Here is a 16,444-nt window from a genome sequence, read left to right on the forward strand (position 1 = left end):
TTACTTGGTCAAGCTCAACATATACTCGGCCACGTCACGACGCAGTTCTGGAGATAAATGTCCCTGTGGCGGCATAGCAGGATAGTCAGTTCGCACTTTATGAGGCGACGCAATATAGTCAGCAACAGCCTGTATATCATTACGATAAATCGCTTTAACCGTTAAGGTTGGGGGGCCGATCAAGCGCATATTGTAAGCGTGACAGCCAGCACAAATGCCTTGATACAGTAACTTGGTGCGACCCTCAGTAGTCAACACTTCACTGGGGACGCCACCGGGTATCATCATGGATACAATGTCCGCGGTGTCTTTGCGCTCGCACTCGCTCCACTTTTTCAGCCCGAAGCTGGTGTAGCGTTCGCGATTGATAATGCAATTATCCGGCTCCTGTGCGGAACCCAAATTAGCGAGAATATCGGGGCCACGACGGCTGAACTGGGTCAGCATTAAGGCCTTCACATCAGCGACTGGATCTTTGCCGTTATCGAACATTAAATTATCAAGGAACACCATGCGATCTGGATTGGGCTCTGAATCGGGGTCACTGGAAATATCAGTGATAAACGCCAGATCGGTAACCACGATACCAGCGGTTTTATTCCCTGAAATAATATTACCCTCAACGATCACGTCATCGGCGGCCATTATCACAATACCTACTCCGGGTGGCACTTTAGACACAATTGAACCCGGCGCGCCAAAGTTAGCGGTGTTGTTATTGACCACAAAATTATTGCGCAGAATAACGTCGTAGGTCGTCTTGATCGGTAAGCCCGGCGTAATAAACACCAATAGACCCGCGGTGTTGTTATGAGCGTAATTATTTTCTACCAATGCATGGCGAGTATTTTCTATCTCAATACCCGCAACATTATCAAACACCTCGTTGTGACGAACATCGATGTTGTCGCACATACCCACATAGATAGCAGCGTCTTCAATACCGCTCAGAACGTTGTACTCAATAAGACCGTTTTTACCAAACTGGGGGAAAATACCGTAGACCCCGGTATCGATAACGCGGTTGTATCGAATCACAAAATTATTGCCCGCCTGGCCCATAACGGCATTACCCTTGTAGCGGGTAATCGTTAACCACTCCACGGTAAAATCATTACCCGAGTAAAGGATAGCGTCATTGAGCTTACCCTCGCCGTCCATGACCGGCCACTCACCCTCTTCAACGACGCCGCGAATGGTGATGCCGTCTTTATCCACATACACACTTTCTTTATAGGTGCCGGGATACACCAGAATGACATCGCCGGTGCTGGCTTGATTTACCGCAGCCTGGATGGAGTCGCCGTCCTTTACCGAGATGTCGGCCGCCAGCAAACTTGGCGCGGCTATCATGAGGCCAAGCCACAGCAGTCCCAGTGGGATCATTTTCTTCATTGTTGCGCTCCTTGTTTACAGAGTCTGGATCGTTAATGCGTCAGTATTTGAGTAGTCACCGGCTTTAAGCCGGAAGGAACTTTTTGGGGTAGTACGGGCATAAAACTTTGGTCAGTTAAGGTCTTTAAAAATGCCACTAGTAGGTCGAGTTCGCGATCATTTAGATCAGGCTCCCAGATATGCCAGTGCAAACTTAAATGCTCACCTTCTGGCACAGCATGCCCTCGCCCACCGGTGTAAAACGCAACAGTTTCGCGCAGCGTATTAAAACGGCCGGAGTGCATATAAGGCGCTGTTAACTCAATATTCCTCAATGTAGGTACTTTAAAACCACCGCGCTGGGATTCATCGCCGGTAATCGCTTCGACACCAATATCTAGCGGCATACCGTCTGGCTCAGGCGCGCCAATAACCGCTATTTGCTGATTGGTAAACGCCGGCGGGGTATGACATTCCGCACAGCGAGCGACAAAGGAACGAAACACATTCATTCCCTCAATTTCTGGCTGCGTTAGTACCTCATGAAAACCATTGGCATATAAATCATAACGGCTACTTAGGGATATTAAAGATGACTGGAACGCCGCCAATGCGGTGTAAACCTGCTCTAGACTTATCTCGCCAGAGCCGCCAAAGGCCTGCTGAAACAAGCCGGGATAATTTGCGTTCTGCCGTAAACTTGCCAATAGTTGCGCGGGGGTATTCGCCATCTCTACGCTGGAAAACAAAGGCCCCTCAAGTTGTTCCTCCAGGGAAGAGGCCCGCGCATCCCAAAACAGTTCACGCAAAAACCCAACATTCCACAAGGTGGGGGCCGAGCGATGCATTACAAAACCATTTCTACCGACGCTTCCGGGCAAACCATCGGAAAAACCCTTTGCGGGTTGATGGCAAGACGAACACGCCATATCACCATCGGCCGATAGCAGCGGATCAAAAAACAGCAAACGGCCGAGATCGATTTCTTGAGCGCCAAAACCTTCTCGCAGAGGTGGCAGTCCGGTTTTCAAACCACCAACACCCGAATCTTGCAGCGACCGGTAGCCACTGTAAAAGCTTTGCAGATAACAGCCGCCGTCTCGCCCATGAAATCCGGCGGGACAAACATCTGTTAATGTCCATTCGCTTGCAGCGACTAGCGGCATTGACACGACACACGTCATCAGCCACAAAATAGGCGGGCCGAACACTCCACGCATAATTAATCAGCCTGTGATTGAATATATACAATCACGTCATTAGCAGTATCATCATCGGGTAGGATCTTACCCATCATGCCCATCTGATAGCCGTAGCGATCTGACTCATCCGCGCCACGGATTCCATCTCGAAAGTGATTAAACTGCTTCAATAAATACCAGTCATCAACGCCCGCCAAGGCGGGTGCCTGGAGCAGCTCATTACCCTCTGCAGCAGGCCCATGACAGGAGCCACACAAATTAGAATAATAATCCGCGCCGCGCTTAATATTGCCATCCAAGGTTTTGGCAGCGGGCTTGGCTTTAAAAGTAGCGATATGGCCCACAACGGCTTTTACCGCATTATCATCCGGTAGGGTTTTAGCAATCGTCTGCATTTGCGCGCCGTATCCATCTTGTGGATGACTGCCGCGCAAACCGCTCCTAAAGCCTAGTAATTGGCGTTCCAAATACCACGATTGCTGATTGGCGAGGGACGGTGAATTCAGGGCCACATTGCCCTCACCCTGCACGCCATGACATCCAGCACAGGCAGCGTAAAGGCCCTTGCCGTCAGCAGACACCGCCTGCTGTAAAGTCTGCCGTGCGTCCGCAGCCGCCTCTTCGCTACTCACGTCAGGGGCATTGTCATTACTACACGCCATCAATAATACACTCAGCAATAACACCAATCGTTTCATTCTGACGATCCCTCTCTAATTCTGTTTTAATCAATACCACCACTGAACATCGCCACGCCAAGTGGCTACGAGGATCACATTTGGATGGTGCAGAATCACTCTGCTGACTTTTTTATTTTTTCGTAACTTAGCCAACACTTTTGCCTTAAGCAATATGAAAAAGCTGGCTACTTAGCTACATTTCATGAATTTTAAGTCCATTTTATTGTTATTCGACTTATTTAACGCAGATACACATGACGCATTAAAAGTGTCATAACCCGATTGAATAATGATTCCAGCATCTTGTCAATGACTACGCCGTTCAAACCAACTCTGAGCAAAAATATCACCATGAAAAATGATCATCTTGGCCGAGACCAATAAGTACCGCCTACCGGCAACGTCCAAAATTGCGCAGCCTATGGTCATCTCCACTGGATACATGAATTCCCGCAAAAAAAAACGGCACCACATGGGTGCCGTTTTTCTTGTACTTACTGACTAGTCAGCAAAAAATACTAGGGATTATCGGTGTACAAAATATAATCACCACTGCCGCTAAAAGATTTTACGCGCCAGCGATAAGTACCCGAACTTCCGTTATATGTTAGCGCCTCATCAGAGCCATTGGCCTCACTCGACACTACCACCGACCAGCGCTGGAAAATAAAGCCACTGAGTTTTTCCAAGTACAAATCAAAATCGCTGCCCGCGGCGCCCGTTAAGAAGCCTCGAAACTGACCGCCATTACTGCTGAAGCCACCGCTACTTGGGGTGTACTGCTGAGCATTAGTGCCACTTAAGGTGCCACTAGTTTGCGCGCACTCTGGGCAAGGACCACTGCCCGGTAGAGAAACCACCACCGATTGCGCAGCGGTATTTTGCTGACCGCCGGTATCACTCACTGTTAGTGCAACAGTGTAACTTCCCGCTGATGCAAAGTTATGGCTTGGCGCTGCACCACTTGCGGAGCTGCCATCGCCAAAGCTCCATTGATAGCTAGCGATGCCGTTATCATCCACGGAACTGCCACCATTAAAGCTACAATTTAGATCCGCGCAGCTATAAGTAAATGCTGAGCTAGGCGGGAAATCCGTCGGCGTGCCATTGCCAGCATCTGATATTTGCAGCAGTAAATTGGGCGAGCCGGTGCCAATACTACTGAGTCTGCCCGCAGCACCTTCGCCAAGGAGCTGTGAGAATACCGCCGCGGGGCTTGCCGATGGATTCTGACCCAAGATCAATGCCGCCGCTCCGGCTACGTGAGGCGATGCCATCGAGGTTCCACTGATGGTATTGGTATCGGTATTGCTCTGATACCAGGCCGAGGTAATTGCGGAACCAGGCGCAAAAATATCTACGCATGTGCCCTTATTGGAGAACGATGAGCGCGCGTCATTCGACGACGTAGAGCCCACAGTAAGGGCTTCAGCAACTCGATTCGGTGAACCGGAGCAGGCATCAGCATTACTATTACCGGCAGCAACAACAAAGGTAACACCCGCCGCAATTGCCGCTCGAACAGCTTCATCAAGCGCCGCACTGCTGCCGCCACCCAAACTCATATTGGCAACAGCTGGGCTTTGATGATTCCCCGCCAACCAATCGACACCCGCAATAACACCTGAATTACTGCCGGAGCCATTACAATCTAATACCCGAACAGGATACACCGTGGCAGCTTTAGCAACCCCCCATCTTGTGCCGGCCGCAGACCCTGCCACATGAGTACCGTGACCGTTGCAATCATTAACATCAGCAGGATCGGTACTAGAAAAGAAGAAGCCAGAAGATACAAAGTTACGACCACTGCCAACCCGACCGGTGAATTCTTGATGGGAAGTGCGCAGACCGGTATCAACAATATAGATATGGGTGCCACTGCCATCGCCGTTATAACTATAGCGGCCGTCTAGGGGTAAGCTGGGTTGATCAATTCTATCTAGGCCCCAGGTAGCGCTGTTTTGAGTCGCCGCAATAGTGACAACACTATCCTGCTCAACCAACTTTACCAATGGATTTTGCGCCAATTGGGCAGCTGCCTCTGGTGTAAGCTGCGCAACAAAACCGCGCACAACATACTCAAAACGGCCCAGCAAAACACCACCAACACTGTCAAGTAGGTCGCTAGTAAGGTCATCCAATGATAGGGCTGATAAGATCGGCGAAGTCGCCTTATTAAGCAGGACAATATACTGCCCTTCAATGAGCGCACCCGAAGTCAGTCCATCAGATACCGAACTTTCAATGGCGGTCACCTGCACATCGAGCTCATCGCCCACCGCACCCAAATCAACGCCACCAGTGCCACCACCGCATGCGGCTATAGACGCCACAAATAAACCACCGAGCAAAAGTCGCCCTCGCTTTATCACTTTCATATACTGTCTCCACTTTTTTTTAAAGTTTATCGATACAGATTAAAACACTTCCCCAAAGTAACAATTAAGACCACCGCATCCCCACAAAAATACCGAGTATGCCAATCTTAATCGTCACCAATTCAAACCGCCCCACTAACTCATTACTATTGCGCTACCAGCGAGCGAAATGATCTTCTGCAAAGCCCCAGCAGTTCTCCACAGAAATTAGTTCATCACCAACCCGAATTAACCCCTCAAACACCCCAAAGTGCTGAGTGAAATTAGACGCTACAAAAAACGCATTTACTTTTTCTTTACGCTGTCCCATCGGCGTAAATCGCAAATTTACAATGCCGTCGGCTGACTGCATATGCCAACAACTATCGGGCGAGTAACGATCAAATTGGAAATTAACCATATCCACTTTTATCAGGCGGTCATCAAGCCAGATTGCATTCTCGGTAAACCCGGTTTCATTCACGCCAGCAGCAAGATTCATTCCCAGTCGGCGACCATCTTTCAAGCTTGCTGACATACTGCCCCAATTCCAGAACGTCTCACCGCGCATATAACCCGCGGTCCAATCTACTGACGCTAAGGCCTTGATCGCAGCTAAATCGATATTCTTAGCCCCCCAGACAACGCTCCCGCGACAGGGGATGGCTGCGTTTTTTTGGGTATACACCCAGCCCTGATAACCCGCACGACTGCACATGGCCAATGGCGCTGAGTGAGACTCATCGATCTCTGCGGTTATGTTTACCCCAGATCGCAGCACCACCGTCAATTGTCGCCGCCCGGCCTTCGCCGCTATGGATATTGTGTTTTTGCCACTAGCAAAATAAGCACAGCCATCATCCGGCTTAAGATCAATACTGGTTTTGCGAGCCAACGGCTGTATAAAGCTATACTCGTCAAAGGTTTGGCTTCGCGGCTCGTATAAGTACACGAAGGCCTTGCTCACCAATTTCAAATCAATAATCGCCACACCCACAATTAACTCCGGGCTGACTAATGCAATAAATTGAAATTGATTAAATTTAAAATGCTTGGCAAGCGCGCCCAATTCGCGGTCCATTGGTGAGCGCAAATCGTAGTCTTGGAAATTAACGCATCCTACGCCGTGCTCAAATAGGCCAAACGCCGCTTGGCCGTCTGCGCCAATCAGTGTCGCTTTACGATTCATTTTACTGCTCTCATTATTTTATGAACCTTTACTACACATCCGCCCATATTCTGTGACAGTAAAACCAAGCGGTCAAACGACAAATTCCCAAAATGTGACCCATCAGACATTGCGGGCTACTTTACGCTGAGGCACACTATCCTCAGCTTAGTGACGCAATTGACACGACGAATGGCAATACAACACCCACTCCATAAAGCAGCAGAACACGCATGAACGAGTTCAAACCAGTCGCTGCCGAGACCTTTATCAAAGCGATTCACGACACCGAAACTTACCCTTGCTCGGTACTGGTAAGCGCCGACTTCGACAACAGCATTTTTGACCCCACTCATTTTGCACGCAGTGCGGTGTATTGCCCCCCGCCGATGTTTCGTGCCAGCCGCAAACGTCAGGCAGAGTATTTTGCCGGACGTTATTTAGCTAACGAAGCGATGAGCAGTTACGGAACAAATCAGTTTAAACTGATCGCCGACGCCAAGCGCTGCCCGCAATGGCCAAGTACATTGGTAGGCAGCATTACCCACACAGATCGGTATGCGGCTTGCATCGTAGCCAAAAAGTCCGCCATTGCCGCCATTGGTATCGACGCCCAAGACATTCTTAACGACAGCCGAGCTGAGCGCGTGCAATCGCGTATTATCGACAGTGTCGAGTCGCGTCTAATTGCGCAAAGCGAACTCACCCCCGCACTTGGCGTAAGCCTATGTTTTTCTGCTAAAGAGGCAATCTACAAAGCGCTGTATCCGCTTGTGCAGCAGTACTTTGGTTTCAACGCAGCGAAATTACACAGTATTAATACCATCGACGGCCATCTCACTTTTCGCTTTGATCCGGCACTGTGGATTTTATACAACGAGCGCAACACGCTTACGGTTCAATACCAAATTAAGGACCAACGCCTGCTAAGCTGTGTGATGCTAAATGCGGTGCAAAAATAGTGCTAACAAGCGCTGCCTGCCGAAAATATGCCTGCAAACGATCAATATCCACAAAGTCGATGTAAACACAGCGAAAAACAGTTGAACAATCGCCGCGATCCCTTACTCTTAACAACACTAGTTTTGGTATCACATTTTCGGCGACGAACCACGTAAACTACTAAGCAGTATCTCAACGTCGCTCATCACCGCCATATATTTAGGAAAACAGCTTGCCAATTTTAAAATCAGTTACCAGTAAAGCCAAGGCATCCGCAGCCTTTCGTTTAAAAGGGGGCTTATTTCCCCTCACTTTATTAGAAATTGCCCACTACGATCGCACTGAGTTTGAGCTCCAACTGCAGCAAAAATCCGCAGAAGCACCGGTGTTTTTTAATCAGACACCGGTTGTTCTCAGCTTCGAGGCATTTGATTGCGATGCCGCCACCGTGCCGCTTAGTGAACTCGTCGACATCTGCAAATCACAAGGCCTGCTGCCCGTCGCATTGCGCAATAGCAATGCCGACCTGCAAGCCCAAGCCAAGCATATAAATCTCGCCATTATGCCGGTGGGACGGATCAAGTCTGCCGACAATAATGCGGCCGCCAGCGATGCGTCGCAAAATAAACCCGAACTAGGCAGCGAGGAGCAAAGCGCTTCGTCGTCTATAGATAAGCCCAGCGAATTTAGTCATAGCAGCAGCAAAATCGTCACCACGCCGATTCGCTCAGGCCAACAAGTTTATGCACCTGGGGGCGACCTCATCATTATGGCCTCGGTCTCTGCCGGCGCCGAAGTACTCGCGGATGGCAATATCCATATTTATGGTGCCTTGCGCGGCCGAGCGCTCGCCGGTGTCCGCGGCGACACCTCAGCACGGATTTTTTGTCAGAGTTTAGAGGCCGAGCTGGTCTCTATCGCAGGCAATTTTAAAGTAGATGAAGACCTTCGCACAGATCATTGGAAAACCGCAGTTCAAGCCCGTCTCGACGAGCAAACACTCTGCATTACACCACTGGTTTGAGCCAGGCTAATCGCCCTTTTAAACAATTAACACGCAACGACCAAAGAAGGATTAGACCCTTGGCCAAAATAATTGTAGTTACCTCAGGAAAAGGCGGTGTGGGTAAGACCACCACCAGTGCCGCCATCAGCAGCGGCATCGCCATGCGCGGCCATAAAACCGTTGTTATCGACTTTGATATCGGTTTGCGCAACCTCGATATCATCATGAACTGTGAGCGCCGAGTGGTGTATGACTTCGTCAACGTCATTAATGGCGAAGCCAACCTTCGCCAAGCCTTAATTAAAGATAAGCGCGCAGAAAATCTTTATATTTTGCCGGCTTCGCAAACCCGTGATAAAGATGCACTCACGGTCGAAGGTGTAGAGCGTATTCTGAAAGAACTCGCCGCCGATGGCTTTGAATACATCATCTGTGACTCGCCAGCAGGTATCGAGCACGGCGCATTTATGGCAATGTATTTCGCCGATATGGCCATTGTGGTTGCCAACCCAGAAGTCTCATCAGTACGCGACTCTGATCGCATACTTGGCATACTCCAAAGCAAGTCGCGCCGCGCAGAAAATGGCGAACGCGTAGAAGAGTGCTTACTCCTTACCCGCTACAACCCTGAGCGCGTCGCCAAAGGTGAAATGCTCGGCGTTGAAGATGTCGAAGAAATCCTCGCCACCAAACTCCTTGGTGTGATCCCCGAATCAGAAACGGTACTCAAGGCATCGAATCAGGGTATTCCAGTGATCCATGACATCGAGAGCCCCGCAGGCCAAGCATACTCTGACGCGGTGCGCCGTCTCCTCGGCGAAGAGGTTGAGCACCGATTCATGAATGTAGAGCAGAAAGGGCTGTTGAAACGCCTGTTTCGGAGGAGCGCATGAGCATATTTGACTACTTCCGCAGCACAAAGAAAGATACCGCCTCGATTGCCAAAGAGCGTCTACAAATTATTGTGGCGCACGAGCGAAATCAGCGGAACCAGCCAGACTATCTACCTAAGCTTCAGCAAGAGCTATTAGATGTCATTCGGAAATACGTGGATGTCGATCAAGATCAAGTTGAAGTTCAACTCGACAACAACGGTAATTTCTCGGTGCTTGAGCTCAATATCACTCTACCCGATAGAGTGTAATTAAGGCTCTAGCGGAACCCCGCTGAGCCTAGCGGCTGCAAACTAGAGCCCATCAGCACGCAGAAAACGGGACTGCTTGAACGTTAAAACGTTCAAGCAGTCCGCCGCCCGACTTGACCTTACTCGCGACATTCACGCAAATCAGCCACCGCTAGATAAGGCCTAGTCTCTCCCCGCGAAAACACCATCTTTACACTTCGCAGCTGGCTAGTCATGTCCTGCACTAGGCAACGACGCTTTAGCAAGCGCGCTATTTACGGTTGGGATTAACTGCCAACATTGATAGTATTAGCGCAGCAGTGTGGCCAAATCTCAACCACGTCAAATAGCTATAAAAGAGTCCTCTATGTATCTTCGTATTGCTTACGCACTTCTCTTTGTTATGCCTAGCATCAGCCTTGCTGCCGACTGCCAAGATAGCGATATTTTTAGCGAGCAGTTGCTCAGCAAGGCTATTATCGAGCTTGTCCAAAACTTTGGCGCGGCGGCTAGCGCGCAGGCCATTTCCAGCTGCGAAGTTGGACCGGGCAGGCAGCGGCAAATAAAACTAAGTGACCATGAGCAAGACCAAGAATTCAGCTATTACCGCATGATTACCTGCGAGGTAAACGCCGATCCTGATGAAATCAGCTGTGAGAGAAGTGAGGGCAGAAAGATAAAATATCGCGGAACCACAATAGATACTGACACAGCGCTGAGCAACACCAGCTATGATGACAAACAAAGCAAGAATTACGTACTCGCACTAGATTGTTTTAAGCAAGCACTGCAGGTCGGTAAGGTTAAAATACGCAAATATAATCAATTACTGGACACCACCCTGAACATCCCCTTGGCTGCGGACAGCACGATTAACTCAATCAAAGTGCTAGCCGGTTTTCGACGTTATATTGTCAATACCACCCCCGAACGCCATCGCTTTAGTGTCGAGCTTAACAAGGAATACGGCTGTTTTATTGAGCCCTTAAAATAGAAAGCGGCCTGGCAAATATTTAGTCTTCGGCATCGGAAACGAAAGCTATAATGCCTTATGTTTGCTAGCGACAAACAGAAATACCCCGCCGAGCACGGCTATCGATGCCAATCCAAATCGCAGGGTCACCGCCTCCCCCAGAAGCAGCACACCGCCAAAAGCAGCAATAACAGGAACGCTCAATTGAATGGTCGCCGCCGTGGTAGCCGCCAATGCGGGCAAAACTGCATACCACAAGGCATAACCCATTCCTGAAGCGAGGGCGCCCGAGGCAGAGGCATAGGCGACACCGACCCATGTCACCTGGGCATCCCCAATAACGGCTAACAGAATAACGGCAAAGGGTACGGCGCGCATAAAATTGCCTGCGGTAGCGGCAGTGGGATCCGCCGTGCCTCGACCAAGCAAGGAATACGCGCCCCAAGAAATACCAGACAGCAGCATCAGTATTGCACCCAGCAGCGGCGGCGACTCGATGCCGGGCAACATAAGCCACACTATGCCACCACCGGCCGCAACAGCCCCGACAATTTGATAAATAGTAAGGCGCTCTCCCGCCCATAATCCGTAAACAATCATGGTGGTCTGCACCGCGCCAAACAGCAGCAATGCGCCGGTTCCCGCGCTCAAACTGATGTATGCGAAAGAAAAGGCCGCGGCATAGACAAACAAGGCTGCGGCCGACCACCAACTCCCACCCAGCTGATAGCTTCGGAATTTAACTAATAGAAGAAGGCTGAGTATCGCGGCGCCCGAGATAATCCGCACAAAAGTGAAGCTCGCGGCGCCGATGTCGCCCGCCGACAAGGCTTCACGACAAAGCAGGGAATTAGCCGCAAACGCCACCATGACCATTGCTGTAAGTAACACCAACTGAATTCGCGACATTTTGCTTCTTCGACTCCCGTATAAGACTGTGATTCAAAGTAGGCAGTCTTATCTTACTACTCCCTATTTGCGTCCTAAGAACTTGCCCAGCGTTAACGCAATAGCACTGATGAAAATGAACATCAGCGAGCATTTCAATACCACAGAAAATAGCCTCAAGGCGATGTGTACACACTTGCAAGTGAACCTCGGCTTTTCACTGCTTCGCCAAATAGCGATCGAGCTGATTCGCAAACATCTGTTTATCGGCCGAACTATAGGTCGCTGCACCGCCGCTATGCACGCCTGATGAACGCATAGTGTCCATAAAATCACGCATTATTAGACGGCTGCGTACATTCTCAGTGCTTAATAACTCACCCCGGGGACTAAGCGCGAATGCCCCCTTCTCTATTACCTCCGCAGCCAGAGGAATATCACTGGTAATAACCAAATCACCGGCTGAGGCACGGCGCACAATTTCATCATCCGCCACGTCAAAACCGCTGCTTACCTGAATCGCAGATATATAAGGCGAGGGCGGCACGCGCACCGCCTGATTTGCAATTAAGGTCAGGGTTACGCCAGTACGCACCGCCGCCTTAAAAAGTATCTCTCTTACCACTACTGGACATGCGTCCGCATCTACCCAAATTGTCATCGACACCTCGCTATTACTTTATATACCCGAGTAAACCACAGAGCCGTATATCCACAACTACGTCACATAGACGACTAAGATGCCACATTTCGCGCAAGCTACACCGCAGGCCAGTAGTGTACAGATCTTTCCACCGCCCACTAGGGAAAGTACGAATATCCGCCGTCGTGAAGCTCCCTTAGGATCATTCCTTTGCAGAGGGCCAGTGCATGAAAGAACTGCTAGCGCGGTTAACAAACAATTACAGCGGCAAGATGGAGAGTGACCACCTTAACGCACCTCGTCGCCCAGATTCTGACAATATTCAATGGCTGCAAAAAATAATATGGATCGTTACCGCAATCATCATCATTGCCATCGGCACATATATCGACGAACTCAGCAATAGTAATCACAGAACAACCGAACGCAACCAAGCAGACAATACCCTTAAAGTCATAGCCGCGCGCTTAGAGGGCAATATATTCGGCAACTTACAAACCTCAAAGGCCATGGTATCCGCGATTCATTCTAATCCCGGCTTGGATCAAGACCAATTCGCGCAATTTGCAAAGCCCCTATTCGATGGCAGTGCGCAACTTAGAAACATCACCGCAACGCGAAATCTCACACTCCAGTATATGTATCCAGTTGAGGGCAACGAAGCCGCGATAGGCTTTGATTATCACAACCGCCCAGATCAACTTAAGGACTTACTCCGCGCGCGCCAAACCCAGCAAAATATCATCTCAGGCCCCTTTGAACTTATTCAAGGCGGTCAAGGCTTGATTCTCCGCCTGCCAGTAGTTTTTCCTGATAGCAGGCAAGCGACACCGCAAGTATGGGGAACTATCTCTGCAGTTGTCGACTTGCAAAGCCTCTATGAGGCAAGCGGTCTAGTTGCAAGTAACTCAGACTTGAACATTGCCATACGCAAAATAAATGGCGACACATCAGCAGCATTCTTCGGCAATAGCAGCTCTTTTTACGCGGAATCCAAGCCGGTAATAAGTGAAATTGCCATGCCCTCCGGAGATCAATGGGAGCTCGCCGCCATCCCCAAAAACGGCTGGTCACCGCTGGCAGAAAACGCCTATACGCTGCGCGTCTATCTCATTCTTGCCGGCCTAATCATCTACTCGATGATTATTGTGACGTTCCAGCAAATTAACCGCAGCCATCGCAATAATCTTTTACTCCGCAGCTTATTCGATCTATCGCCAAACGGCATAGCACTCAGTGAATTTAAAGATGGCAAATTCTTGCAGGTCAACGACACGTTACTCGACAGCACGGGCTATAGTCGCGATGAGTTCATAGCCCTAAATGGCTGGCAGCTTAGCGCCCGCAGCAAAGACGAAGCCGAGCAGTATCAAATACGAGCACTGCAAAAGACCGGTCGATACGGTCCGTATGAGCGCAATTATATTCGCAAAGATGGCAGCGAATTTCCGGTAAGACTCAGCGGCGTCTTAATTCATGACGATGTCGGCAGATCATTCGTCTGGTCAATTATTGAAGACATATCTGCACAAAAGAAAACAGCTGAAATCATGCTACGCCAACGATCCCTAATGCGATCGATGGGCGCCCAAGCCCGTGTTGGCGCCTGGGAATACATTGTCGACGCAGACAAGATATATTGCTCTGAAATGACTAGAAAGATATTTAAAGTAAGCGACGACTTTTCCCCCACCCATAAAAATATCAAAGATTTTCCTTACACCCGGGACTCCCATCTGAAGATAACAAACGCCATAGGGGAAGCGATAAAAGACGGCATTCCTTTTAGTGAGGAAATTAAAGTACGCACCGCAGGCGGTTGTGACACATGGATTCACATCACCGGCCAAGCGGAATTCCATAATAATAGCTGCAAACGAATTTACGGCTCCGTACAGGATATCGACATTCATAAAAAAGTACGTGACGAACTTGTCGAAGCCAAAGAAAATGCCGAAGCCGCCGCACATGCCAAAAGTGAATTTTTAGCAGTGATGAGTCATGAAATTCGCACCCCAATGAATGGCGTATTGGGTATGCTAAATTTACTCGAAAACTCACCACTAAATACCGATCAGGGACGCAAAGTTAATATTGCTAAAACCAGCGCCCAATCGCTACTAAGCTTGATCAACGACATCCTCGATTTTTCTAAAGTCGATGCCGGCAAACTCGAGCTTGAGAATAATACTTTTAATATCCGCAAGCTGTTTGATGATATTGCCGCCAGTCAAGCCCTACACGCCAATGAAAAGGGTTTGGAACTCATCGTAGATCAAAGCGCAATAGAACAAAGTTGGGTATCCGGCGACTCAGCGAGACTGCGACAAATCGTCACCAACCTATTAGGCAATGCCATTAAGTTCACGGCAAAAGGCAACGTTATTCTGCGCGCGGCAGTGCAACCCAGAAACGGCAAGTTAATACTTAGTTGCGCTATTACCGATACCGGTATTGGTATTCCAAACAGCGAAATAAAGCGCCTTTTTTCACCCTTTTCCCAGGTAGACGCCAGTATTACCCGAAAGTTTGGCGGCTCAGGTCTGGGCTTGTCGATATGCAAAAATCTATGTGAATTAATGGAGGGCAGCATATCAGTTGCCAGCAAATATCGAGAAGGCAGCACCTTCACCTTTAACGTCTGCCTGCAGAGTAGCAGCGGCAGAGAGCATCGCGATCAAGCACTGATAAAAGCACGGAATAGGCAAGTATTTATTGTCGATAACAATAGTGAATTTAAGACCTCTATTGCCAAGCAACTTCGGCAATGGGGGGCGCATATAAACCCGGCAGTTAACGCCACCGCGCTACTTCAGACAAGCGTCGCACCAAGCCCAAGCAATCGTGCAGACTTAGTGATCATAGGCACGGAAAGCGAGAGCTTGAATGAAGCGATGGTGCTATGCACTCAACTTCGGCAACACCCAATATTTGAAAAATCGGCCATTGTTATTGTGGGTAATTTTGAAATCACTGATGTTGAGAAAATTAAATCCACAGGTGCCAATGCCTATTACTTAAAACCAGTATCTTACGCCGACTTAGTAACCATCATTAATATTCAACCGCATGAAACACGCTTTCCAATAATTGCAAATACCGGACAGGGCCTATCACCGCCAAACAACAGGAACCAAGCTTCACCAGCGAACGCACATTGCAATAACCTAAAACATGAGGAGCTCAGTCAGCACAGGGTGCTATTGGTAGAGGACAATCTTATCAACCAAGAGGTCGGACGCTGCACGCTCGACGAAATTGGACTAACTACGGACATTGCCGAAAACGGCAAGCTGGCACTAGAGATGTTAAAAAACGCGACACCGGATTACTACTCGCTCATTTTGCTAGACTGCCAAATGCCAGAAATGGACGGCTATCAAGTATGCAAACTTATTCGCAACGGCGCCGCAGGCGATAGCTACCGAGCCATACCAGTCGTCGCTCTCACTGCAAATGCAATGTCCGGCGACAAGGAAAAGTGCATGAGTGCCGGTATGAATGACTACCTGCCGAAGCCATTTACGCCTGAAGCATTAATAGAAAAGCTTAAGCACTGGCTGCCTACCCTATCAGCGTCGCTCACTTCAATTACGGCGCCAAGCACAATCTCTAGCCAGAGCGCTAGTGATAGCGACGATGAACTCCCTATTTGGGTCTGCGAAAAAGCATTGGACAGCGCCATGGGGAAACCGGCCTTACTCAACAAATTACTCCACTTATTCTGCGAACAAATAGACGTTCATATTAGCGACTTAGATCGCGCTTATGCCGAGCCTAACTTTGACGAACTCGCCTCAATAGCCCACTCCGTAAAAGGCAGTGCCGGACAACTTCACGGCACTCAACTTCACCAATGCGCCGCCAAGCTAGAACGAGCCGGCAAGAGCTGTGAGCTAGATACAATCACTCCACTCTATAAGAAGTTCAAACTGCATAGCCAAGCGCTCAAACTCTGCTTTGAAAATCACTTAACCGAGGATCAAAGTAAGGCATCAAAGGCAGAGGTAGTCTAAGCCCTTTGCAAGCGGGCGTGCATTTCCATGCCTTCAAGATGTGAACTGCAGGGCCACTCGCAATCAGAC

The 16,444-nt window shown here is 49.3% G+C and carries 13 protein-coding genes; 6 read left to right on the forward strand and 7 right to left on the reverse strand.

The window, feature by feature from the left end; translation table 11 throughout:
• The 5 genes from ACI955_RS08405 to ACI955_RS08425 form a co-directional block, all read right to left on the reverse strand.
• Positions 1–1,395, reverse strand: coding sequence for a parallel beta-helix domain-containing protein (locus ACI955_RS08405; RefSeq protein WP_415243296.1), 1,395 nt, complete (start codon positions 1,393–1,395; stop codon positions 1–3).
• A 32-nt stretch (positions 1,396–1,427) separates the two neighbouring features.
• Entirely contained in the window at positions 1,428–2,540 is a 1,113-nt protein-coding gene (locus ACI955_RS08410) for a cytochrome-c peroxidase (RefSeq protein ID WP_415243366.1), read from the reverse strand.
• Between the two features lie 56 nt (positions 2,541–2,596).
• Complete coding sequence (locus tag ACI955_RS08415) at positions 2,597–3,274, reverse strand: c-type cytochrome (RefSeq protein ID WP_415243297.1); 678 nt, start codon at positions 3,272–3,274, stop codon at positions 2,597–2,599.
• 500 nt (positions 3,275–3,774) lie between these two features.
• Positions 3,775–5,637 carry a S8 family serine peptidase gene (locus ACI955_RS08420; RefSeq protein WP_415243298.1) on the reverse strand — a complete coding sequence of 621 codons (1,863 nt, stop codon included), beginning with the start codon at positions 5,635–5,637 and terminating at the stop codon, positions 3,775–3,777.
• A 154-nt stretch (positions 5,638–5,791) separates the two neighbouring features.
• Positions 5,792–6,805, reverse strand: a complete 1,014-nt coding sequence (locus ACI955_RS08425; protein ID WP_415243299.1) for a DUF2804 domain-containing protein — start codon at positions 6,803–6,805, stop codon at positions 5,792–5,794.
• 212 nt (positions 6,806–7,017) lie between these two features.
• Here ACI955_RS08425 and ACI955_RS08430 point away from each other — a divergent pair, with 212 nt between their 5' ends.
• The 5 genes from ACI955_RS08430 to ACI955_RS08450 all read left to right on the forward strand — a co-directional run bounded on the left by ACI955_RS08430 (position 7,018) and on the right by ACI955_RS08450 (position 10,849).
• On the forward strand, positions 7,018–7,746 hold the full coding sequence (locus tag ACI955_RS08430; protein ID WP_415243300.1) for a 4'-phosphopantetheinyl transferase family protein: 729 nt from the start codon (positions 7,018–7,020) through the stop codon (positions 7,744–7,746).
• A gap of 212 nt (positions 7,747–7,958) precedes the next feature.
• The gene (gene minC / locus ACI955_RS08435) at positions 7,959–8,750 is read left to right on the forward strand and encodes a septum site-determining protein MinC (RefSeq protein ID WP_415243301.1); all 792 of its coding nucleotides are present in this window, start codon (positions 7,959–7,961) and stop codon (positions 8,748–8,750) included.
• Positions 8,751–8,809: 59 nt separating this feature from the next.
• Positions 8,810–9,625 (forward strand): septum site-determining protein MinD, encoded by an 816-nt coding sequence (minD, locus tag ACI955_RS08440; RefSeq protein WP_415243302.1) that lies wholly within the window; start codon positions 8,810–8,812, stop codon positions 9,623–9,625.
• Positions 9,622–9,876 (forward strand): cell division topological specificity factor MinE, encoded by a 255-nt coding sequence (gene minE, locus ACI955_RS08445; protein ID WP_415243303.1) that lies wholly within the window; start codon positions 9,622–9,624, stop codon positions 9,874–9,876. The genes minD and minE overlap by 4 nt, the downstream gene beginning before the upstream one ends.
• A gap of 346 nt (positions 9,877–10,222) precedes the next feature.
• Positions 10,223–10,849, forward strand: a complete 627-nt coding sequence (locus tag ACI955_RS08450) for a hypothetical protein (protein WP_415243304.1) — start codon at positions 10,223–10,225, stop codon at positions 10,847–10,849.
• A 45-nt stretch (positions 10,850–10,894) separates the two neighbouring features.
• On the opposite strand, the gene ACI955_RS08455 is transcribed toward ACI955_RS08450, so the two are convergent.
• Positions 10,895–11,737, reverse strand: coding sequence for a DMT family transporter (locus ACI955_RS08455; protein ID WP_415243305.1), 843 nt, complete (start codon positions 11,735–11,737; stop codon positions 10,895–10,897).
• A gap of 196 nt (positions 11,738–11,933) precedes the next feature.
• On the reverse strand, positions 11,934–12,377 hold the full coding sequence (locus ACI955_RS08460; protein WP_415243306.1) for a YaiI/YqxD family protein: 444 nt from the start codon (positions 12,375–12,377) through the stop codon (positions 11,934–11,936).
• 209 nt (positions 12,378–12,586) lie between these two features.
• On the opposite strand from ACI955_RS08460, the gene ACI955_RS08465 reads away from it, so the two are divergent.
• Positions 12,587–16,375, forward strand: coding sequence for a response regulator (locus ACI955_RS08465; protein ID WP_415243307.1), 3,789 nt, complete (start codon positions 12,587–12,589; stop codon positions 16,373–16,375).
• The last annotated feature ends 69 nt before the right edge of the window (positions 16,376–16,444 follow it).

The organism is Zhongshania sp., from assembly GCF_047636175.1.
Taxonomy (GTDB): domain Bacteria; phylum Pseudomonadota; class Gammaproteobacteria; order Pseudomonadales; family Spongiibacteraceae; genus Spongiibacter.

What these genes read in the sequence shown, in the direction of transcription:
- ACI955_RS08430 (WP_415243300.1), top strand. Translation starts at nt 7,018, where the DNA reads ATGAACGAGTTCAAACCAGTCGCTGCCGAGACCTTTATCAAAGCGATT.
- ACI955_RS08460 (WP_415243306.1), bottom strand. Translation starts at nt 12,377, where the DNA reads ATGACAATTTGGGTAGATGCGGACGCATGTCCAGTAGTGGTAAGAGAG.
- ACI955_RS08455 (WP_415243305.1), bottom strand. Translation starts at nt 11,737, where the DNA reads ATGTCGCGAATTCAGTTGGTGTTACTTACAGCAATGGTCATGGTGGCG.
- ACI955_RS08405 (WP_415243296.1), bottom strand. Translation starts at nt 1,395, where the DNA reads ATGAAGAAAATGATCCCACTGGGACTGCTGTGGCTTGGCCTCATGATA.
- ACI955_RS08425 (WP_415243299.1), bottom strand. Translation starts at nt 6,805, where the DNA reads ATGAATCGTAAAGCGACACTGATTGGCGCAGACGGCCAAGCGGCGTTT.
- ACI955_RS08420 (WP_415243298.1), bottom strand. Translation starts at nt 5,637, where the DNA reads ATGAAAGTGATAAAGCGAGGGCGACTTTTGCTCGGTGGTTTATTTGTG.
- ACI955_RS08410 (WP_415243366.1), bottom strand. Translation starts at nt 2,540, where the DNA reads ATGCCGCTAGTCGCTGCAAGCGAATGGACATTAACAGATGTTTGTCCC.
- ACI955_RS08450 (WP_415243304.1), top strand. Translation starts at nt 10,223, where the DNA reads ATGTATCTTCGTATTGCTTACGCACTTCTCTTTGTTATGCCTAGCATC.
- ACI955_RS08415 (WP_415243297.1), bottom strand. Translation starts at nt 3,274, where the DNA reads ATGAAACGATTGGTGTTATTGCTGAGTGTATTATTGATGGCGTGTAGT.
- minE (WP_415243303.1), top strand. Translation starts at nt 9,622, where the DNA reads ATGAGCATATTTGACTACTTCCGCAGCACAAAGAAAGATACCGCCTCG.
- ACI955_RS08465 (WP_415243307.1), top strand. Translation starts at nt 12,587, where the DNA reads ATGAAAGAACTGCTAGCGCGGTTAACAAACAATTACAGCGGCAAGATG.